The sequence below is a fragment of the Streptomyces sp. Edi4 genome (assembly GCF_040253615.1).
In the GTDB taxonomy this organism is placed as follows: Bacteria; Actinomycetota; Actinomycetes; order Streptomycetales; family Streptomycetaceae; genus Streptomyces.
Map to the genome: position 1 here is coordinate 1 of NZ_JBEJGY010000001.1, position 19,360 is coordinate 19,360.

The following is a 19,360-nucleotide window of genomic DNA, read 5'->3' on the forward strand; positions in this document are numbered from 1 at the left end:
GGACGAACAGGGCCTGGCGCAGCGTCTCGGCAGACATCGCCAAGCGGCATAGGGCCTGGTCCTCCTCGTAGGCGGGCGGCGTCGGCTGCTCCACGGGGAGGGCAGCCAGCAGCCGGCGCAGCTCGCCGCCCGGTGCGGTGGTGTCGGGCAGCCGGTTCTCCAGGTCGCTGCGGACCAGTGCGGCGAGGGGGACGGCGGGCGGTACCTCGCGGTCCGGGTCGGCCTGGCGGGCGTCGAGGAACCGGGTGAATACGGCGGGGTCGGACTGGTACATGCGCTCTCCGTGGTCGGCCGCCCCGAGCGCCACGGCGGAGATGCCGGGCGCGTAGCGGCAGCGGGGGTCCTGGCAGGCGTGGAGGTCGTGGGCGAGCACGAGCGGCGCCCCGGCGGGTGGTCCGCCGGGGCGCCGCTACGCGGTACGTGCGGTCATGCGGTCATGCGGTCATGCGGTCAGTTTTGCGTACCGGGGCTGGCGCGCGAGCATCTCGGGGTACCACGCCTCCTTGCTCGCCAGGTGCGCCCCGAGCTCCAGCACCGTCGCGTCCGGCGCGGTGCGCTGCGCCGCCAGGAACGCCTCCCAGTCGGTCCACCAGATCGTCGCCTCGATCGTGTACTGCTCGGTGAACCAGGTGCCCCACTTCTGGACCCGGCGGGTCGCGTTGACCGTCTCGGTGTGCGCCGCGCGATGGCAGCCGGGGTGGTTCGCCTCGCGGCTGCAGGTGTACGTCGTCGCGTCCTGCTCGCGCTCTCGCGTGTACGTCGAGGTGCAGTTCGTGTTCATGGTGTTCGTTCCTCCCCGTGGGCCGTTGTCACTACGCCCTGACCATACAACGTAACGTTGTATGGTCTCAAGCGGGCGGCGCCGATCGGATCCGGTGGGCGGTGAGGAGGGGGCCGAAGCCTAGCCACGGCGGGGTGTACGTACGCGGGGCTTGGCCGGTGCGCTCGGCGGCCACGTGCAGGACGCGGCGAAGCCCGTCGCGCCGTTCTTCTGGTCCGCGCACGCCGTCCCGTACGTCAGCGAGGACGGGACGCAGCGGGTAGGCCCAGATCGTCACCCGGCCCCGGGCGGAGGTCAGTTGGTGGCGGTCGGCGATGTGCAACCAGTCCGTGGCGTCGCACCCAGCGGACGTGGCGAGCCGGTCCACGCGGTCGCCGAGCGCATCGCCGCCGGCCGTCCAGGCGTAGCGGCTGCGCGCGCCGCCGTCGGGGCGGTGGAAGGTGACCCACAGGAAGGTCTCCGGCTCGAAGCCGCCCGCGATACCGGCGAGGACGGCCTTCTCCACCGGAGCCGCGTCGCCGGTTGGGGCAAGGGGCGCCGGCACGGGAAGAAGGGTGGGAGTGCTCAAGATCAGACCTCTCGCGTACCCCAGCCGGGGCGGTGGAGTGCGGGCGGTGGCGGGCTGTCGAGCTCGGTCGCGCAGGCGAAGCAGAAGTTCACCGGGCGGTCCCGGTCGGCCGCCGTGGAGACTCCGTGGACGAGCAGGCCGTGTGGGCACAACGGGCAGGTGTAGATGCCCTCCGGGCCGTCGTACTCCTCGGCCTCCCCGTAGCGTCCCAGTATGACGGCGTTGTACTCGTGAGCCGCCTCGACCGCATTGAGAGTCGCGCTGCAGAAGAGGCATTCGACGTTGTACGTGTCGTTGATGCTGTCAGCGCCAGGGGCGTCGGTGTACCCGGGCACGACCAGTGCCCACTGCCCGCACAGCGGGCATCGGACGGTCGTACGCCGGACCGGGCCGAGCCGCGGCGCCAGGTCTTTCATGCGCTCGCGCACGTACTCCTCGATGTAGTGGAGTCCGTCGCGGACGTGTTCCATCTCCAGCTCGGCCGCGCTGCGCTCGGGCTCCTTCAGCTCGGGGAGCAGGTGCTTGTCCACGAACGAGACCAAGAAGTTCAGCACCGTGGCGGTGGTCGACGCCACCGAGGCCGCGCTCGCCTGATCTCCTACCAGCCCCCAGTGCTGCAGGGAGTTGCGCTTGGCGGCGATGTCCTTCAGCGCCTGTTCCTCGTGGCCGGCGAAGTTGATCCCCACGATGTTCTTCAGGCGCTTTCGCGTCTGGTCCGGGCTGCAACTGGACAGTGAGCCGTCCTCAAGAGCCGCGCGGGTGGCTGCTCCGGGGTCGGTGAAGACCAGGCTCCAGTGCTCCATAAACAGCCGGGCCTTGAGGAGGACTTCGGTCCCGGCAGCCAGGTGCAGCACCGCGTACTTGAGGTCCCGGGCGCTGGCTGGCCCTTCTTCGCGCTGCAGAAGCTCGACGACGCTGACGAGGTAGTCAACGCCGTTGGCCACAGGCGGAAAGTGCGGGTCGCCGGGGTACTCGACCGGGCGGATTCGGCGGGCGGCCGGCATGCGCGCTATCTGAGGCATGTCGTCGACCGGCCGCTCGTCCCAGGCATCGGCAATGGGAGGCTGCGTCATCGTCAGGCTCCAAGGGCCTGGCGGACGCTCGCCAGTTGGGGGTTCTGCCAGGTCGGGAGGAAGTCGGGGTGGTCGCGCCATTGCTCGCCGGCTCCAGTCAGGAGGTGCCACGCTCGCTCGGCCGCCTCGGCGTTGTCCTGATCGAGGTGGAACAGGATGGACTCGGCGGTACCCGCGAGGCCGTGCTTGTTGGAGTTCGAGACACGGAAGAACCGGGCCTGGGCTTCGGGCTCCAGGGTTTCGTCGGCGAGGGCGGCGTCGTGTTCTTCATTGACGCGCAGGCTGATGAACTCGGCCAGCTCTCGGACGTCCGTAACGCTGGGGACCGTCTCGGGCATCAAGTGCACTCCTCGGCTGAGGGCCGCTCAGACAAGCAGCCTCGTATAAGGGAATTTATACGAGGGTGATGGGGGAATGTCCCCGCCGGGCCTGGGCGCCCCCCGAACGAGGGAGCGCCCCGACCGGCGCGGGCCCCACGGCCCCTGCCCGCGCGGCGGGGGCTCTTGCTTGGCGATGCTGCCGCCGCGGGCCGGCGCCTCGACGAGCGCCGGCGGGAGGGCGACCGGCAAGGGTCGGGGGGCCGCGACGCGGAAGCTCCGCCAGGAGCCGAAGCCGCCCTCATCGGCCAGCTGCCTGGCTGTCGTGGGGGCGGGCAGCAGTCCCTGCTCCTCACTCCCCGGCCACACGCGGCAACGTGGCGCCACGTCGGGGCAACTTCGCCGCGTGGCGCGGTCGCAGAGAATTAATCGGACATTCGGGGCGGCTTTGAAGGCGCCCCCGTTCATAGTGACCATACAACGTAATGAGGTAATGTGGAAGCCCTGGGGTGAGTGGGGTTGATCTCTTCATTTGGAGCCGACTTGGCACATTCTATATAGCGTTTCGTTGTATAGTTGGGCTACCGGGGCGGGGAGAAGCCCCGCCGGGAAAGGGGAGGCACCGAATGAACCGCAACGAGCTGCTCACCAAGAACCGCTGGAAGGTCCGCTACTCCTACACCTGCATCTGCGACCCCACCTGCTGGTACGCGAAGAACGGGCGGCACACCGGAACGACGTACCTCAACAACGGGGAGCAGGAGCAGGGCACGGAGGCGGTAGCCGAGAGTCTGGCCCGGTTCCACCGGCACGAGGGCGTCGAGGTTGAGACGGTCTGGCAGGAGAGTGACGAGGAGCGGGACGCGCGCCTCAAGGCCCAGCGCCGCGACGAGGCCGACGCCGCACGCGGAATTTGGTGGGGCATGGGCGGCGCCAACTAGCCCTAGGACCCCCTGTATGGCTCCCGAACGAAACGGGGGCTGTACAGGTCGTCCTAGGGCGTCGGTGCGGCACGCCCTTGATGTCCGATTAATTCTCTCCGAGTCCACCGGGCGCCGGAATTGGCCCGCCGTGGCCACACACGGCCGCACGTCGCAGCGCCACACGCTCCCGGGGACTGCAGGGCCCACAACGCGCCCACGCGGCGAGGCCAACACGTTGGGGTGGAGGCGCTCGCTCCTTCAACTCCCGTACCAGCGGGCCGAGTACGTAGGAGTCGATGGACTCCTCGGCCTCCAGACGCGCCGGCGGCCCGAAGCCGCTCAGTGCCTCGGTGCCGAGGCGGTTCTACGAGGCGGGCGTCGGCGCCGCGAGCAGGTGCCTGCGGCGGCCGGCTCCGGGTTACCGCCGCGGGCGAGCCGAGGTCGGCGGCAGCGCCACCGGGACCAGGCGCAGCAGCAGCACGGGCCACGCGATCAGCAGCAGCGCGATCAGGCCCGGAAGGTTGTTCTCGAGCTCCCACAGGTCCACTGGGTTGCGCCCGCCGCGGGACCGGGCCCGCGGCGCCAGGACGACCGCGACGGCCGACATGACCAGCCAGTTGGCGAGCCACAGGGTGAGCAGCGTGGAAGGCGTCATGCTGTGAACTTACCCCTCGTGTTGGACAACTCTCGCCCGGTGGGCAGCAGTTCCTCGAGAACACCTGTCACGGCCGTCCACATGCGGTTCACCGTCGGTCGGCCAGGCGGGCGGCATATGCGGTACTCCCGGACGAGCCGGTACGGGGCACCGTCGATGGTGTGCAGCACCGTGCTCCCTGCGCCATGACGGCGTCCTGGCGCGACGCTGCGTAGCAAAGTCGGGCAGTGGGGCGACGGGTTGCCACCGGAGCGTTACGAACGCGCTCGTCACTCGAAATCTTGTTCCAAGATCCACGGCCAGTGGATACCGTCGGTGGAAGTACGACCGCACGATGGGGGGAACCACTATGCACACCACCACCCTGGAGCCCGGCCAGCCTCCGGGCGCCCGCACTGCCGGGCAGCTCACCACACGCCAGCAGGCCATCATCGACTTCATCGCTGCCTTCCAGAGCGGGCACGGCTACGCGCCCTCCATGCGCGAGATCGGCGCCGCCGTGGGCCTCGGCAGCACCTCGTCGGTGGCTTACCAGATCCAGGCCCTGGAGAAGAAGCACGCGCTGCGCCACGACCCGAACCGGCCTCGCGCGTACGTCCTTCCCTCGGACGGGCGGACGGCGCACCGGCCCACCGTGGCCCGGGTGCCGCTCCTGGGCCGCATTGCCGCCGGCGCCCCGATCCTGGCGGAGGAGGACGTCGAGGACGTGCTCGAGGTGTCTCGCAGCCTGGTCGGCGAGGGTGACCTGTTCGCCGTGAAGGTCGTCGGCGACAGCATGATCGGCGCAGCAATCTGTGATGGCGACATTTTGACCATGCGCCGTCAGGACAGCGCCGATCACGGCGACATCGTGGCCGCGATGATCGACGGAGAGGCCACCGTCAAGCGCTTGAAGCGGGAGGACGGCCGTGTCTGGCTCATGCCGCACAACCCGGCGTACGCGCCCATTCCCGGCGACGACGCCGTCATCCTCGGCAAGCTCGCCGCGGTGATGCGCTCCTACTAACACCCGTCCGCCGTGGGGTGATTGGCCACCAATCACCCCACGGCGCCGCTGGAGCGGGCCTCCCTTCCGTCGACCTGGGCGGCGGAAAGGATGCCCTGCTCGGCCCGATCGGCCTTCCACGCCGCGTACAGGATCGGGTCGCCGGTCCACCAGTGGCAGCGCCCGCAGTAGCCCTCTTCGACGTCCTTCGGGTGCCACGACTCCATCGCGCACTCCGGGCACACGATCGACGGCCACGGATCGCCGGTCATGGGGCCTCCTCCTCGGTGTTGATCTGCGTGCATCGTACGAAAGGCGCGCGGCCGCGCGCGATGATGGACCCGTGAACGCTCGCGACCTCGAACTCACCCTTGCTGCCGCCCGGGCTGTCGGCCCCTGCCCGCCCGACGAGGAGGCCGCCTGGACCGAGCAGGTCCGCGCCCGGGCGGTGAGCCTCTACACCCTGGCCGACACCGTCGGGCAGGACCTCGCCCGCCTCGACTCGGCGAAGCAGTTCACGGCCACCCTGCTTAGCGTGCGGCTCGAGGCGACCAGCACCCGCGGCCTCCTGCTTCTGCGCAACACCTCCGGTGAACTGGAGCACTTGCGCACTGACCGCGGCGACTCCGACGCCGGCCGGGCGATGATCGAGCGCGCCCGTGCCCTGGTCGGGCACCGGCTGCGGGTGTACCGCCTCAACGAGCAGATGTCCGGCAACGCCAATCGCCAGGTGCGTACCGTCGTCCACCTCGCCGACCACGGCCCGGACAACGACCCGATCCACGAGCACGCCGCGAAGGACAACGTCCTGGCCGCCGCCGAGGGCGACAAGGAAGCTGCGCGCCGGGCCTGGCAGGACGCCGGGCTGCCCGACACCGGATCGGTGTCTGTGCGGCAACTCGCCACAGCCCTGTCGCACCTGCCGGACGCGGACGCCCTGCAGCCGTAGCCGCCGCGGCCTACGATGGGCGGCCTGGGTGCGGCCCCGGTTCCTGCGGGGCCGCACCCAGGCCTATCCCAGGCGGGTCAGGCCGCAAGGGCGGCCGGTCCCGTGGGGGTCGGGTCGGTGGGGCTGCGGTCGATGCCGTCGGGGGCGACCAGGCGCTCCAGGAATGCGGCGATCAGCTCGACCGGTACCTCGCCGGTGAACGTGGCCGACCAGGTGCGCGGCTTCGCCGGGACCGCCAGCAGGGCCTCGTCCGGGCCTACTTCGAAGGTCACCGCCTCGACCCGCCACAGCACGTCGGTGCTGGCGTAGGCGGCCGACTCGGGCTGGAACACCAGCCGCGCCGCCCCACCGGGCGCCACCAGCTGGCAGTTCGCCGACGGGTCGCTGTGTGCGACCCAGCCCGCCGCCAGCAAGACGTCCATCGCCACCGACGGCTCGCCCTCGTCGGCCTGGAGCGCGGGTATGCGGGTGCGCGTCATAGTCAAGTCCCCTTTGTTCATGTCCCGGCGGAAATGCCCGGCTACCGGTTCCGGGTGACCAGGACCGTAGCTCGACCACCCGAACCACATCAACGCCCACCAAAAGATGCCGAATTGGACTTGATAAGAGGGTGGCGGCGTCTTTGCGGACCGCCCGCCGTCCACCGCGCCCACCGGCCTCGTCGCTGCCTTGCTTCCTTGATCGACCACGACCTCCCGCAACGACCTCAGCCCATGACAGCGCGCCCCGACGAAAGCTGTCGCCCGACAGGCGGCGCACGGGAGGTTCGGCCCGCCCCCGCCGGCCCCAGCCACGCTTCCATACTTTTAATCGTCACGGTCCAGGCCACCCGAGACTCGGCAGCGTTGGTGCTGTCCACCAGCGACAGTTGACGACGGTGCCGCGCGCGAAGCGAGCCCAGCCCGCGACGCCGTTGGAGACCCGCGGCCAACTGCCGGCGCTCCTCCTTGCTGCTTGCGTTTGCTCCGTCCCCTCGGCGGAGCTGCACCCAACAGACCGGCCCGCGTGGTGCGTTGAGCCCCATGCGGCTGCTGTGGTATCGCGCGCACGTGTACCGACAGAAGACCACCATGCCCCTGACCTGCAACAACGCTCTACTAAGGGGCGGAAAACTATCCCGTAGGGAGCGGAAAACCGGCCCTTAGCCCTGGCCAGGGCTGACGCCCCATCTGATGCCTTGCCCGACCGGCTGGTTGATCATTCGGCGGCAAAACCTGAGAGTGCACGAAGCAAGGGGCCATTTTCCGGAGAAGGGTCAGCTACTGTTCCGCCGGTAGGGGTTGTTCATCGGAGCTAAGGGGCAGAAAAGTGTCCCTTAGCGCACGCGGACGGAGCACAGCGGAATGCCGACACGGAAACGCCCTCTGCTCCTCGTCGACGAGGAGACTGGAGAGGTCGTCGACCCCAAGCCCCGGGTCGCCCATGACTTCGAGGGCAGGGGCTTCACGATGCAGTCCATCGGCGCCGAGACCCCGCTGTACAAGCTGAACCTGACCGGCGCCGAGTGGGACACCCTGGACTTCCTCCGCGAAAACGGCGGCGCGAACGCCTACATCCGGCTGACCCCGGCCAGCCTCGCCAACGAGATCAGCGCCAACGAGTCGACGTGCAAAAAATCCCTGTCGCGACTTGTCAGGCTCGGGATCCTGCTCAAGCCGAGCGCCAGGGCCGCTGCCTACCAGCTGACGCCGCTACGGTACTGGGAGGGCGCGGGTAGCACCCAGGTCACCGCGACCAAGCGTCTCGCACCGCCTAGAATCGCACCTGACGACAAGGCGAAAGCCAGGGCGGCGGCCAAGGAGCCGGACGAGGTGCTGCCCGAACCGACGCCCCTTCGACGAGCTGCCGGGGAGACGAGCCGATGACCGCTGATCCCGCTGCATTCGACCCAGAGGCCGAGTTCGTCACACCTCCGCTGTACAAGCTGCGGCTGTCCGCGGCCCAGCGATGCGTACTCGACTGGATAGAGCGCAACGGCGGCCTGTTTGCGGCGATCACCGTCCCCGTCGAGGACGTCGTCGCCGACGTTGAACTGGCCGAGTCCACGGTCTACGAGGCGCTGGCCCGGCTCACCGCGCTCGGCCTGCTTGTTCGGGACGAGGCCGGCGAGTACCGCATCAACGCGCGCTACGTACTCAGCTCGAACCCGACGCTGCGCCAGCTGGTTGCCTCCGCCCTCGCCGACCCGCAGATCACCCCAGACACCCGGGCGGAGGCCCCGCGGAAGGTCAGCAACGCCGACGCCCGGCGCCGGCGCACCATCCGATCCGTGTAGGCCTGGCGCCGGCCAACTCAAAGACGGTTCCCCCGCTGGAGCCGGTCCAGGTCGGCGCCGAGCACGACCAGCTCCGGGTGTTCCATCAGGAGCCGCTGCTCCTCCTTGAACACGGCGAGGTCCTTCTGATGCGCGGCCTGCACCTCCTCGTACGTACAGCCGGTCATCACGGCAAGGTCGTAGCAGTCCCCTTTGCCGAGCCCGTTATACCGGTTGTCCGGCGCGTAGCTGCACGCGATGTCGGCGGCGCAGGGGTTCCCGGCGGCAGTGAGCTTCTCGAGCAGCCACCGCCGGAACGGGGTTTCCTGACCTCTCCACGCTGGGTCGTAATCGTCGTACTCGGGGTCGGTCCAGCCGGGGCCGATGATGGGCATGTACAAGTCCCTTCTCGACTTCAGTTCGTGGACTGGGGGAGGTCGAGCAGCATCGCGTGGAACAGCGGGGCGTCCGGGATGCGGGGGCGTAGGTCTCCGAGCGTGATCCAGCCCCACGACTCGTATAGCGCCCAGACCTTGGGGTGCTCCTGGTCGACCAGGAGCGTGGCGCGCTCCTCCGTTCGCTCGGCGAGTAGAGCGTCGTGCAGGCGGCGTGAGATGCCGCTCTTGCGCCACGGGACGCGCACCATCAGCTCGGAGAGGGCGTAGGTGCGGGTGCCGGTCTCCTCGACGACATCGGTCGGCACCGAAGTGAGCAGTCCGCCCCACCACTTCGCATCGGGCGGGAGTGGGGCGCCGTAGGCGTAGCCGACTGCCTGGTCACCGTCGTAGCCGATGGTGCACGTCCAGCCGGGGCGGTTGCTCCAGCCGTCGAGGCCCTGGGCGAAGCGGTCGACGCCGGCGAACGGGTCGTTCTCGGAGGCTTTCGCGTACACCTCGGCGTAGACGTCGAGCAGCAGTGGGCGCAGCTCGGCGGCGTGGCGGTGGTCGTAGTGGCGTATGTCGATGCCGGTCACGGGGCTCCTAGGCGGTGAGACGGGTGCGGACGCGGTCGAGGCGGTCGGTGATACTGCGGCTGTCGAGGGAGGCAACGTCGAGGTCGGCGACAGTGGCCGCGGCCTGCTCGTGCTTGGCCTGGGCCAGCTGCAGCTCGGCCAACTGGACGGTGTAGTAGGTGCGGTTGCGGCGCATCGGCTCCGGCAGCAGGTCGAGGGCCTGCGCGGTGGCGGCCTCAGCCTGGTCGTAGCGGCCCAGGGCCCGGTGGGCGATGGCAGCGAGGCCGGACAGTTCGGCCGGGGTGAGGAACGCCAGCCACGTGGGGGCCGGCGCGGTGGGATCGATGCGGTCGTACGCCTTCTCGGCTCCGAGCAGTGAGCGGGCGGCGCCAGTGCGGTCGTTGGTCCGGGCCTGGCCGATGGCGAGGCGGGCATGCAGCAGGGCGGCGATCCGCGGGTCCTGGCGGGCGCGGCGGGTGTCGAGCGCGGCCCGGGTGATCTGGACGGCCTCGCGGTGGCGGCCGGCGCGGCGCGCCTGCAGCGAGAGGTCAGACCAGGCACGGGCGACGGCGGCGGGGTCGGCGGAGAGCATCGCGGACTGCAGGGCGGCGGCGTGGAACAGCCCGGCCTGGTCGGCGTTGCCGCTGTCGTGGCAGGCCCAACCGGCAGACGCGTACAGGCTGCTGATCGCGGCGTGCAGCGCCTTCTCGACGCGCTCGCCGTAGGTGCAGCCGTCCAAGGCGCCGCGCAGCCGGGCGATGTACTCAGTGGACACCGACACCAGGGGGCCCCCGCCGATGGAGAAGAAATGGGCGTCCATCCTGTCGATCCGCTCGTGGACGCGCTGGACGTCGCTCATCGCCAGACGGCCCCCGGTGGGGGTGTCGTCGATGCCCAGGGCGAGCGCGACGGTGGCCGCGGCGGACGCGGTGATGAAACGGCGGCGCTGCACGGTTCCCTCCTCCTGCTGCTTCTGTGCCGGCGTCGACCGTGGCAGCAGCGGTGGGGCGGGCAGGTTGGCGCTGTTCTTCCCACGTGGCACGAACCCCATGGCCTGGGCTGGACGGTCGAAGATCTGTTCCAGCGGCAGAAGGTAGCGGGTCCATGGCCAGCGCACCTCACCGGAGACCCACCGACGTACGTGCCGGTCGGCGCAGTCGCCGGGCTTGCCAAGTAGCTCCTCGGCGACCCGGTTGACCTCGGCGGCCAGCGTGCGGTGCGTGAAGTCGTACTCGGCGAGCAGAGCTTCGAGGACGGTGTTACGCCGTCTGGCCATCGGTCCCCCGGGGGTGTGGAGCGTGCGCGTGACGGTAGTCCTGGAGCGCGTCACCCGTAGGCAAAACTGTCCGGTCTCCCTACGGAAACTGCCCGCAAACTGGCCTGAGCCCACCTGTCCGGTACTGGTCGACCTTGCATTGACCAGCTTTAGGCTGCACGTGATCTTGCACAGGTCAGCGTGACCTTGCATCGAGAGGCGGAGTTAGCTGGTCGTGGTGCATGCGTTAGGGGTGGTACCGGGCGGTGTGGCAGGGCCTCCGGCGGAGGGCTTCGAGGTCGGGTACATCGATCCGGGTGGGTCGGAGTTCCGGCGCCCGCTCGCGGATGTGTGGGCGACGCGGTTCGAGGTCGTCGTACCGGTGCGCGAGTTCAAGTCGTACAAGGGGCAGCGGCATCTGCCGGGGCTGTGGTGGTCGTCAACGGTCGGCGGGCACGTCGGGTACGAGTCCTGGCTGGAGCGCGATCACGTGATGCTGCTGGACTTCGACCCGACCGTGGTGGGGGTGTCCTCCCAGCCGTTCTGGCTGTTCTGGGCGTCGGACAGCGGCAAGGGGATCTCCCACGCTCCGGACTACTTCGCCCGCCGTGTTGACGGCTCGGCGGTCGTGATCGACTGCCGCCCGGCGGACCGGCGAGGGCCTCGGGACTGGGTGAAGTTCGAGGCGACGCGCGATGCCTGCGCCCGGGTGGGGTGGGAGTTCCGGCTGGTCGGGGCGCCGGACGAGATCATGGTCCGGAACGTGCGGTGGCTGGCGGGCTACCGCACACCGCGGCACCGGGTGGAACCGGTCGCCTCCGCGCTGCGGGAGGTTTTCGCCGAACCGCTGCCTCTGGTCGACGGGGCCGCGGCGGTGGGGGACCCGATCTCGGTGCTGCCGGTGTTGTTCCATCTGCTGTGGTCGCACGAGCTGGCGGTGGATGTGTCCGTGCCACTGCACGCGGGCTCGCTCGTATCGTCGGGGGTGGTGCGGTGATGGCCGGCCAGAACGCCTCGGTGCTGCGGCCTGGGGACTGGATCACCTACCAGGACGGCGATCACCAGGTGGTGGCGCTGGCAGGGACGTCGGTACGGCTGCGCTCGCAAGGCGGAGTGGAGTCGGTGGTGCTGGCCTCGTATCTGATGGCGGCGCCAGACTTCGCGGTCACCGGCACGGAGCCATTGCCCGCGCTGGAGCCGTTCGGTCTGCTGGCGACGCTGCCGGAGGCCGCGGGGGCGGCTGCGAGGGAGTGGGAACGCCACATCGTGGAGGTGGAGACCGGGCTACCGCCCGACGCCGAGCCGGGCACGCCCGGGCGACCGGAGTACGACCCTTCGTCCCTTTCGCTGGTGGAGCGGGCCCAGGCGAAGGCGGATGAGCTGGGGGTGAGTCTCCGTACGGTGCAGGGCACCACCCGTACGGGTGGCGGTTGTCTAGGAGTACCGAGACGACAGCCGATCCGGGAGAACCCGTGCAGAACTCCGACCACGGCGAACGCCGTGCCACCTGGGCCTCGAAAGCCACCGTGGACGACCAGACCAGGCAGCGGTGGCTGCGCAGTTCCAGCACCACTCACTGGGCGCGCTGCGGGACGGGTTGGGACGCGATCGCCGTGCATCCGCTGGAGCGCGGCCTGGAGGCGCTCGACCTCCTAGACGTCGAGGCTGGGGAGGGCTACCCGGTTCTCGCCGACCACCTGAGCAGCAGGCTGTACGTGATGGTGCCGGCGGGCACCGCGGCCGCAGCCGACGGGCTCCCCGGCGTCCGCGTACTCTCCGACGGTCACCAGGTCCTCGTGCCGCTCAGCGGGCACGGGTCGGCCGCGGCCCACTGGATCAGCGAACCCGTCCCCGGGGCGTCCCGGCTGTGGGATGCCCACCGGCTGGTCGGCGCGCTGCGTAAGCGGGACGCGGACGATCGGCAGACGGTGGCCTCATGACCGACACCTTCGACGTGCTCCTCGACTCGAGCGGCCAGATCGGCAAACTACCCCTGGACCGCGAGACGCACGAGCAGCTGGTGCGCACCGTGCTCGCCTGGTCCGATGCGGCCGTCCTCGATGCCGGCGGCTACGAGCAGGTCGGCCTCCTGCTCTCTGGCGCCGCGCACGTCGTCGCCGACGACGTCCGCCAGTACGCCGCCCGCCTCAGTGACGACGACGGGAAGCGACTGTTCGCTGAGATTGTGCTGAGCGAAGCGGCCGACCGACTGCCAGGCCCCTCCTCGACCCTGCGCAGCGTGCAGAACAAGGCCCGGCTGCTGCGCGCCCTATACGAACGCCTCGACCGGCTCGTCGAGGCAACACCGGAGCCGGCCCTGTACTCGTGAAGGTGCCGCCACCCGTGAGGACGAAGGCGAGCCAGCCGCCGTCTGAAGCAGGGCCGTCAGCCGACGGGCACCAGGGCGGCGTCGTACTGCTCGGCGGCCCAGGGCAGTACCACGCAGGAGAGCAGGAACCAGTCGCTGTAGCGGTACAAGTCCCAGTCCTGTACCGGGAAGTGGAACTCAGAGGCGGTGAACTTCTCCACAGAGCCGCCCACCGGGCGTTCGGCGTCGACGCGGCCCTCGAACCAGCCCAGCGTGCGCATCAGTGCCGCCTCGCTGTCCCACTCCGCGTAGCTGAACTCCGAGAACAGCCACTCCTCGGCGTCCTCGGCCCGGATGTGCTCGTGCCTCTCCACGGCTTCGGCGACGGCCTGGCGCACGTAGGCGCGGGCCCGGCCCTCGTCGTACACCTTCACCTCGCTGCCTGAGCCGGGGACCAGCTTGCCCGCCCAGTAGAGGGGGTCGATCCGCTCGCGGTTCGGGCCCGGCCGGAAGAAGTCGAGCATGTCCTCGCTGCGGGTGAAGGACCAGCAGCCCAGCCCGCCGCGCAGGGTCAGCACGCCGGGCCACGTGACGACCTCGAACCAGTCCCAGGACGCCTTCGGGAACCGGAAGGTGAGATGGCGGTGCACACCTTCGTCCTTGACCACGGTCATCGTCGCGCCGTCGACTTCGGAGGCGAAGCGATCCTTCGCGGCGGCCATCTGCTTCTTCAGCTCGTCGTACGAATCGATCTCGCTCACCCGGGAGCCCTCCCACTGTCCGGCCCGCGCCGGTCGGCGGGGCGTCGTGGAGTGCAACGATCGAGCCCGGCCCGGGTGCCGATCCGTAGGGCCTCTGTCGGCAAAGGGCAACTGTCCGCAGGTTCCGGGGAGCGCGAGGGCGAGTCCCTCCCGCTCCCCGGAACCCCACTCCGTTCGGGACTTCCCATCAACGCACCTGGCTCCAGTCGCTACGCTGCCCGGCATGAACCCCCAGGAAGCCACCCTCGACGACACCGACGAGGCCCCTGAAGTACCCGACGCTGTACGGAAGATCCAGGACGCGCTCCGGGCCCTGCACATCGACCCCGACTTCGGTGGCGCCTACGAGCGCCCGGCGATCGCTGCGGGCTACCTGCTCGCTGCGGCCGAGATCCTCACCCGCAGCATCACGTCCACGCCCGGCGATCCGGACGGCACCGAGCACCTCGACGACGTGATGCACGGCTTCTACGGCACGGTCGTCGCCCTCGCGCCCGACACCGAGGGCGGTTCCTCGGCGCTGCGCGGCGCGCTCCTGCAGGACCGGCTGCGCCGCTGCGAGAAGCAGGCCGACCTGCTCCACGAGGACGGCGACCGGATCGCCGCCGGGCTGGAGGTCGCCATCGCTGAGACCGGCCGCCTGCGTCGGCAGAGCGGGAGCGTCCTGTGACCCGCCCCGGCCGTCCCGTGACCGACGAAGGGTTGGCGCCGATGTCCGAGCTGTACGCCAGCTGCACACCGAACTCGCTTCCCGTGGAGGGGCGGACGCCGCACGGCTACCAGGTCAACGTGCTCGACGAGCGAATGGAGATCGCCGACACGTTCGAACTTCCCGCGCTCGAGGCGTTCGACGCCGACCAGGCCGAGCTGACGCTCACAAGCGCCGGGTACGTGCCCCAGGGACCGTGGTCGGCGGCCGGGCAGGGCTACATGTGCCAGGTCGCCCGCGTCGACGAACTGTAGGAGAGCCGGCCGGGGTCACCGCGGCGGCAGCCCGCACGGCCCCTGGTGGCGGGTGAACTGCGGGCAGGGCCGGGCAACCCGGTCGATCCACCGCGAGCATCGGCCGCGAAGGTACTCGCCCTCCGGGATGTGCCAGAGCGTCTCGTCCTGCTCGCGCTCGAAGTCGGAGGGCTGCTCGTCGGTGCGCTCGACGGCGCCCGCGGCCAGGCTCAGCTCGATGCCGCTGTCGAAGAGCACGTGGTACGGGAACGGGGTGACGTAGCGCCGGACCCGGAGCAGGCGGCCGAGCGCGCCGGCGGGCACGTCGTACGGCTCGTGGCAGTCTTCGCCCTCCGTCTCCAGGTCCTCGTCCAGGTAGGTCCCGCGCAGCCGGTGGGTGGCCCGCACCCGGTCGCCGTTCTGCAAGGTCAAGGACCCGGCCCGGACTCGCCGCACGATCTCCAGACGGTCTTGAAGCGAGAGCGCGCCGAGTACGTTGTCGAGCCGTGATGTCATGCCGCCACACCATACGTAGAGGCCGCAGGCGTGCGATACGGGGTGCTGGTAAGAACGCTGTCACCAGCCGCAAACGACGGGTGCCGCTCGCGGTGCCGTGCGGCGGGGTCGCGTTCAGCAGCTCATGCTGGGGATGTGGAGAACCGAAACGAGGAACTTGCCGCCGTCGCCCGCCAGGCCGCGAGCACTGCGGGTATGTTGCGGCTGCTGGTCGAACGGATGGGTGACGTCGGCTGGCACCTGGACGAGTACAGCGACGAAGACCTGCTCACCGTCAGCGCCGCGCTGAAGGGCACCGCCATCATGATGGCGATGGACACGGGGAACTCCGAGCTGCTGGGTGAACTGACCGGCCGTACGTTCCACGAAGTCGACCCCACCGAGTGGCTGCGGAAGTTCCGCGGGGACGAGCAACCTTGACGGCTGTCGTTTGTGGCTGGTGACAGCGTTCTTACCAGCACCCCGATACGGGCCGCCCGCGGGCGGGTTCCTGGCCGGGGTGGGGGAGGTCCGCGAAGGCGCTTGACCTCCTCGCCCGGGTCGAGGGAATGTGTGTGCACGCCGGGCCTTGCGGACCCGGAAGCGGAGGACAAGCTCAATCGTCGGCTGGACCGGCGGGAACCTGGCCTTCGCGATCAGGCTTCGGTCTGGCCATTGGGGCCAGGCGCTGCGCCCACGGGCGCAGCGCCTGGCCTTTGCGCTGTCCTGGCGCTGCGGGGTGGGGCTTCGTCGTCCTCGACGGCGCAGAATTGTTCCAGGAGCAGGGGGCTGCCGAGCGCGAGGGCGGTGAGCTTGCGGTGGGACGCCTCCAGGGTGCGTATGGCGGCCGGGAGCCCGGCCGGGGGCGCGACTTGGCCGGCGCGGGGGCGGCCGGGGGCGGTGGTGACCCACAGCTCTTCGACGTCGCCGCCGCGCAGCACCTTCAAGTGTCCGGCGGTGAGCGCCTGGTGGGTGGCCGTCCAGCGGGTGAGGGCGTCGCGGCTGACGGCGTCGATGATCGGGTACCACTGCTCGCCGACCCGGACGCGCGGCAGCGGTTTCCGCTCGAGGTCGAGGTCGGCCAGGCGCAGCGGGTGCAGCGCGGACATGCCGTGGCCGGTGGCGATGGCGAGCGCGATGACGGCGACGGTGCGTTCCCAGGTGGCCTGGAGCATCCCGGCCGGAGGGTCGCCGGAGAGGATGCGCAAGGTGCGGTGTGCCTCGCGAGGGGTGAGCCGGTCGGCGAACTCGGGAGCGGGCGGGGTCAGCTCGAGCGGGCGACCGCAGTGCCGGGAGAAGGCGTTGAGGCAGCTGGTGCGCGCGGCCATCGAGTTGACCGAGGCCCGGGTGGTGGGGCCGTCAAGGCCGGGTCGGCGGCGAGTGGCGCCGCGGCGGGCCGCGGTGAGCCAGGCGATGGCATTGTCCTGGTCCAAGAGGTCCACGGTCGCGACCTGGTGTGTGCCGTACTGCCTGGTGGCGGCAGTCCAGGCCAGATACTCGCCGAGGAGGGCAGAGCGCTGTCGGCGGGTCGATGCGGCTTTGAGTGTGGCAGTGAACTGCCCGATGGCGGCGCGGGCCCGGGGGGGAACGGTCATGCCGTATCTCCGAGTTCGCGCTGTACCTGGCGCACCGCGCGGGCCGTGGGGGCGATGAAGTCGTACATCAGGCGCAGCGCGCCGTCACACTGCTCGCCGACGACGGTGATGTCGCGGTGACGCCGACTGCGGGTGCCCTTGCCCGACGGGTCGACCAGGTCGAGTTCGTGGACGACCTCGTGACGGGCGTTGAAGAAGGGCTGGTGGCTCTTGAGTATCGCGTCGGCCAGGGCGGGGTCATCGTCCAGGCCCAGGGCGGAGCGGCAGTTGGCCAGCTCCTTGGAGCCCTGGATGCTGGAGCCGGTCAGATCCGCGACGTAGAGGTCGATCAGCGCGGAGCGCGGGTCGATGTCCACGATCGCCTTCTTGGTGGCCGAGGAGAGCTCGCCGGCCAGCCGGCCGCCGTCCTTGCGCATGAAGTGCCGGATGAAGGCGCCGTGCGCGGGGCCGTCAGTTTGCAGGAGGGTCTGCAGGGCGTCGCGCAGCAGGGTGCGAAGACAGGCGTCGATGCCGGCGGCGGTGAACACGATGGCGGCGCGGGCCTGGTCGCGATGGGTTTCGGAGATCGCGCCGCGCATGTCGTCCTGCGCGGCGCGCAGCTCGTTGAGCGTGGTGAACAGGCCGCTGACGGCCCAGTAGGTGGCGACCAGGCGGGACCAGCTGCGTTGGATCTCGATGCCGCCCACCGGCTTGCGGGGCAGTTCGCTGAGTTCCACTCGGGTCAGCTTGGACAACGCCGCCATCTCCTTCGCACAGCACCCGTCGGGCCGCGGAGGGTTCCGCGCTGGCGAAAGTATGCGCCGTGTCCGACCGTCGTGTCACTTAATAACAGCAAGTAGCTAGCGATCACCGCACCCCGTCCTCCAGCCAGCCCATCGTTTCGGCTCGTGTCGAACCGAAACGAACGTGCCGCCTCGTAACGAACATTGCGCCCCTCCGGCCTCCGGGCCACGCGCTCCCCCACCCCGGCCGACCCGTACACCTGGGCTCTTGGCTGTTTGCTGTTATTTTCAAGACACGACGGTCGGACACACCTGGATGTGCGGTGTCTCTGTACGTTGCCAAGGAACCCAGCCCGTTTGTCACCGAACCCAGTCGTTGTGGCGTCGACTGACCGCACGATCGGGTGGCCCGGCGCCAACAGCATCTTGTTAGGACGCCGGTTCCGCGAGGATGTGGCCATGCCCATCACCACCACCGTGAACGCTCAGGCCGCGCTCCTCGACCATCCCGAGGGGGCGATCCCGCACCTGCTGCTGCAAGACCCGCAGCAGCAGGTGACGGCATCGGGGTCCGACACCGTCACCACGTTCGTCGCCGCCGCGCTCGGTGCCGGTCTCCACCTGGCGCCGCGCAACAGCACCTTGTCCGTACCTGCGGCCGAGGGGTGGCAGGTACGTCTGTCCAAAGGCCTGCTGAGCGTCCATTCGCCGCGCCTGAGCGCCCCATTCCTGCACCCGTTGCGTCTCACGCTGCCGCCGGGATGGCGCCGCGCGGCCCAGAAGCTGGGATGCGTCCTCATCTACGCAGGCGACGACCTGGGGCTGGTGTCTGGCACTGGGGCAGGCAAGACAGGCGATCTGATGGAGACCGTGTCCGCCGCCGTCGCGCGTGCGGGTCTGGCGGTGGGCACGGCCCCGTTCAGGGAGCGGTGACGGCCTGCAGGTCTGGTGCGGTGTAGCCGGCGGACAACTGCCGTCGGGCCCGGCACTCCCTTACCCTGAAGGCGCCACCGTCCCCGAAAGGCCTTCTCGTGCTCCACACCGTGCCGCCCGAATTCCTGGTCCCGCTGACCGGTGACGGCGTGCGCTGGCACTTCCACCCCGACGACCACCGCGACGCCGACGTGGTCGAGGCGACCTGCCAGCTCCTCGCCGATCTGGTGCGCCCCGCCTGGGAGACGGTGGCCGCGGGCGCGGCGACGAACCGGGCCGCCGATCCCGCGCTGCACCGCCTCATGGTCAACCTGCACCTCGAGGGCCTGGATTTGACCGCCGACGGCACCGTGCTGTCCCTGTACGTCGACGGCCGGGGCACCCACGACCTGCTGCACGCCACCACCGGCCGGCGCATGACCGAGGCGCTCGCCGCGCAGGCCCGCACCCCGCTGCGCGTCGCCGACTGCGACAGCCGGCTGCGCTGGACCCGCAACATCCACTGCCACCAGCCCTCCCCCGTGCCCGTGCCGCCGGACCACGAGGTCGAGCGCGCCCACCAGTCCCGCCTCGACGACGTCATCGACGGCTGCCGTCCGGCCGGGGGCGACGACCAGGCCCCCAGCCAGCGCCTGCTCCTCGCCCTGCGCCACCGCCTGGGCATCGCGCCCGGCGCGCTGTGGGCCGGGCACCCCCACGGCTCGGTATCCCTGAACTGCTCGGCCGAGGACGCCCGGCGGCTGCTTGAACTCAACATCCCCGCCCAGCCCCAGCTCGCAGACGTCGGCACCACGGTGACGTTCACGCTCACCGCCACCGACTGCGAGTACTTCGCCGACACCATCGCCGCCCAGCGCTGAACGCGCCCCGCGCTCGCGGATATCCGGTGGCC

The 19,360-nt window shown here is 70.2% G+C and carries 28 protein-coding genes; 13 read left to right on the forward strand and 15 right to left on the reverse strand.

All coding sequences use genetic code 11. The features are described 5' to 3' along the window. The 5 genes from ABR738_RS00005 to ABR738_RS00025 all read right to left on the reverse strand — a co-directional run. Window positions 1-373 (reverse strand): hypothetical protein (locus ABR738_RS00005; protein WP_350227815.1); only part of this gene is annotated, 373 nt, incomplete at its 3' end. Window positions 374-442: 69 nt separating this feature from the next. Further along, window positions 443-781 carry a hypothetical protein gene (locus ABR738_RS00010; protein ID WP_350227816.1) on the reverse strand — a complete coding sequence of 113 codons (339 nt, stop codon included), beginning with the start codon at window positions 779-781 and terminating at the stop codon, window positions 443-445. Between the two features lie 67 nt (window positions 782-848). After that, window positions 849-1,325, reverse strand: a complete 477-nt coding sequence (locus ABR738_RS00015) for a hypothetical protein (RefSeq protein ID WP_350227817.1) — start codon at window positions 1,323-1,325, stop codon at window positions 849-851. A gap of 26 nt (window positions 1,326-1,351) precedes the next feature. Next, a complete protein-coding gene (locus ABR738_RS00020; protein ID WP_350227818.1) occupies window positions 1,352-2,422 on the reverse strand; it encodes a hypothetical protein in 1,071 nt (356 codons plus the stop codon). Between the two features lie 2 nt (window positions 2,423-2,424). Further along, on the reverse strand, window positions 2,425-2,760 hold the full coding sequence (locus ABR738_RS00025) for a hypothetical protein (protein WP_350227819.1): 336 nt from the start codon (window positions 2,758-2,760) through the stop codon (window positions 2,425-2,427). Between the two features lie 605 nt (window positions 2,761-3,365). Here ABR738_RS00025 and ABR738_RS00030 point away from each other — a divergent pair. Then, window positions 3,366-3,680, forward strand: coding sequence for a hypothetical protein (locus ABR738_RS00030; RefSeq protein ID WP_350227820.1), 315 nt, complete (start codon window positions 3,366-3,368; stop codon window positions 3,678-3,680). Window positions 3,681-4,080: 400 nt separating this feature from the next. Here the strand turns inward: ABR738_RS00030 and ABR738_RS00035 are convergent, their stop codons facing one another. After that, window positions 4,081-4,317 (reverse strand): hypothetical protein, encoded by a 237-nt coding sequence (locus ABR738_RS00035; RefSeq protein ID WP_350227821.1) that lies wholly within the window; start codon window positions 4,315-4,317, stop codon window positions 4,081-4,083. A 349-nt stretch (window positions 4,318-4,666) separates the two neighbouring features. On the opposite strand from ABR738_RS00035, the gene lexA reads away from it, so the two are divergent. Further along, window positions 4,667-5,323 carry a transcriptional repressor LexA gene (gene lexA, locus ABR738_RS00040; RefSeq protein WP_350227822.1) on the forward strand — a complete coding sequence of 219 codons (657 nt, stop codon included), beginning with the start codon at window positions 4,667-4,669 and terminating at the stop codon, window positions 5,321-5,323. A gap of 32 nt (window positions 5,324-5,355) precedes the next feature. On the opposite strand, the gene ABR738_RS00045 is transcribed toward lexA, so the two are convergent. Then, the gene (locus ABR738_RS00045; RefSeq protein WP_350227823.1) at window positions 5,356-5,574 is read right to left on the reverse strand and encodes a hypothetical protein; all 219 of its coding nucleotides are present in this window, start codon (window positions 5,572-5,574) and stop codon (window positions 5,356-5,358) included. Between the two features lie 71 nt (window positions 5,575-5,645). Between ABR738_RS00045 and ABR738_RS00050 the strand changes: the two genes are divergently transcribed. Continuing rightward, complete coding sequence (locus ABR738_RS00050; RefSeq protein ID WP_350227824.1) at window positions 5,646-6,251, forward strand: hypothetical protein; 606 nt, start codon at window positions 5,646-5,648, stop codon at window positions 6,249-6,251. A gap of 77 nt (window positions 6,252-6,328) precedes the next feature. Here ABR738_RS00050 and ABR738_RS00055 read toward each other — a convergent pair whose 3' ends face one another. Then, window positions 6,329-6,730, reverse strand: coding sequence for an SPDY domain-containing protein (locus ABR738_RS00055; RefSeq protein WP_350227825.1), 402 nt, complete (start codon window positions 6,728-6,730; stop codon window positions 6,329-6,331). Window positions 6,731-7,594: 864 nt separating this feature from the next. Between ABR738_RS00055 and ABR738_RS00060 the strand changes: the two genes are divergently transcribed. Both ABR738_RS00060 and ABR738_RS00065 read left to right on the forward strand, forming a co-directional pair. Next, a complete protein-coding gene (locus tag ABR738_RS00060) occupies window positions 7,595-8,116 on the forward strand; it encodes a MarR family transcriptional regulator (protein ID WP_350227826.1) in 522 nt (173 codons plus the stop codon). After that, window positions 8,113-8,526, forward strand: a complete 414-nt coding sequence (locus ABR738_RS00065) for a MarR family transcriptional regulator (RefSeq protein WP_350227827.1) — start codon at window positions 8,113-8,115, stop codon at window positions 8,524-8,526. Before ABR738_RS00060 ends, ABR738_RS00065 begins: the two co-directional genes overlap by 4 nt. 17 nt (window positions 8,527-8,543) lie before the next feature. Here the strand turns inward: ABR738_RS00065 and ABR738_RS00070 are convergent, their stop codons facing one another. From ABR738_RS00070 to ABR738_RS00080, 3 genes are read right to left on the reverse strand one after another with little or no spacing between them, the layout of a single operon-like run. After that, entirely contained in the window at window positions 8,544-8,900 is a 357-nt protein-coding gene (locus ABR738_RS00070) for a hypothetical protein (RefSeq protein WP_350227828.1), read from the reverse strand. Between the two features lie 20 nt (window positions 8,901-8,920). Beyond that, window positions 8,921-9,478 carry a GNAT family N-acetyltransferase gene (locus ABR738_RS00075; protein ID WP_350227829.1) on the reverse strand — a complete coding sequence of 186 codons (558 nt, stop codon included), beginning with the start codon at window positions 9,476-9,478 and terminating at the stop codon, window positions 8,921-8,923. A 7-nt stretch (window positions 9,479-9,485) separates the two neighbouring features. Continuing rightward, a complete protein-coding gene (locus tag ABR738_RS00080) occupies window positions 9,486-10,733 on the reverse strand; it encodes an NsdA family TPR-like regulatory protein (RefSeq protein ID WP_350227830.1) in 1,248 nt (415 codons plus the stop codon). A gap of 247 nt (window positions 10,734-10,980) precedes the next feature. Between ABR738_RS00080 and ABR738_RS00085 the strand changes: the two genes are divergently transcribed. From ABR738_RS00085 to ABR738_RS00095, 3 genes are all read left to right on the forward strand, one after another. Then, on the forward strand, window positions 10,981-11,709 hold the full coding sequence (locus ABR738_RS00085; protein WP_350227831.1) for a TnsA-like heteromeric transposase endonuclease subunit: 729 nt from the start codon (window positions 10,981-10,983) through the stop codon (window positions 11,707-11,709). Between the two features lie 475 nt (window positions 11,710-12,184). Next, entirely contained in the window at window positions 12,185-12,652 is a 468-nt protein-coding gene (locus ABR738_RS00090) for a bifunctional DNA primase/polymerase (RefSeq protein WP_350227832.1), read from the forward strand. Further along, a complete protein-coding gene (locus ABR738_RS00095) occupies window positions 12,649-13,041 on the forward strand; it encodes a restriction endonuclease (RefSeq protein ID WP_350227833.1) in 393 nt (130 codons plus the stop codon). The genes ABR738_RS00090 and ABR738_RS00095 overlap by 4 nt, the downstream gene beginning before the upstream one ends. A gap of 56 nt (window positions 13,042-13,097) precedes the next feature. Here the strand turns inward: ABR738_RS00095 and ABR738_RS00100 are convergent, their stop codons facing one another. Beyond that, window positions 13,098-13,781 (reverse strand): hypothetical protein, encoded by a 684-nt coding sequence (locus tag ABR738_RS00100; protein ID WP_350227834.1) that lies wholly within the window; start codon window positions 13,779-13,781, stop codon window positions 13,098-13,100. Window positions 13,782-14,004: 223 nt separating this feature from the next. Here ABR738_RS00100 and ABR738_RS00105 point away from each other — a divergent pair, with 223 nt between their 5' ends. Then, entirely contained in the window at window positions 14,005-14,451 is a 447-nt protein-coding gene (locus ABR738_RS00105) for a hypothetical protein (protein ID WP_350227835.1), read from the forward strand. A gap of 41 nt (window positions 14,452-14,492) precedes the next feature. Beyond that, window positions 14,493-14,744 carry a hypothetical protein gene (locus tag ABR738_RS00110; RefSeq protein WP_350227836.1) on the forward strand — a complete coding sequence of 84 codons (252 nt, stop codon included), beginning with the start codon at window positions 14,493-14,495 and terminating at the stop codon, window positions 14,742-14,744. Between the two features lie 15 nt (window positions 14,745-14,759). Here the strand turns inward: ABR738_RS00110 and ABR738_RS00115 are convergent, their stop codons facing one another. Further along, window positions 14,760-15,239, reverse strand: a complete 480-nt coding sequence (locus ABR738_RS00115; RefSeq protein ID WP_350227837.1) for a hypothetical protein — start codon at window positions 15,237-15,239, stop codon at window positions 14,760-14,762. 135 nt (window positions 15,240-15,374) lie between these two features. On the opposite strand from ABR738_RS00115, the gene ABR738_RS00120 reads away from it, so the two are divergent. Then, complete coding sequence (locus ABR738_RS00120; protein ID WP_350227838.1) at window positions 15,375-15,659, forward strand: hypothetical protein; 285 nt, start codon at window positions 15,375-15,377, stop codon at window positions 15,657-15,659. 215 nt (window positions 15,660-15,874) lie between these two features. Here the strand turns inward: ABR738_RS00120 and ABR738_RS00125 are convergent, their stop codons facing one another. Further along, window positions 15,875-16,813, reverse strand: coding sequence for a hypothetical protein (locus ABR738_RS00125; protein WP_350227839.1), 939 nt, complete (start codon window positions 16,811-16,813; stop codon window positions 15,875-15,877). After that, on the reverse strand, window positions 16,810-17,547 hold the full coding sequence (locus ABR738_RS00130; protein ID WP_350227840.1) for a hypothetical protein: 738 nt from the start codon (window positions 17,545-17,547) through the stop codon (window positions 16,810-16,812). The genes ABR738_RS00125 and ABR738_RS00130 overlap by 4 nt, the downstream gene beginning before the upstream one ends. 447 nt (window positions 17,548-17,994) lie before the next feature. On the opposite strand from ABR738_RS00130, the gene ABR738_RS00135 reads away from it, so the two are divergent. Next, on the forward strand, window positions 17,995-18,468 hold the full coding sequence (locus ABR738_RS00135) for a hypothetical protein (RefSeq protein ID WP_350227841.1): 474 nt from the start codon (window positions 17,995-17,997) through the stop codon (window positions 18,466-18,468). Between the two features lie 98 nt (window positions 18,469-18,566). Continuing rightward, the gene (locus ABR738_RS00140) at window positions 18,567-19,328 is read left to right on the forward strand and encodes a hypothetical protein (RefSeq protein ID WP_350227842.1); all 762 of its coding nucleotides are present in this window, start codon (window positions 18,567-18,569) and stop codon (window positions 19,326-19,328) included. Window positions 19,329-19,360 lie beyond the last annotated feature (32 nt).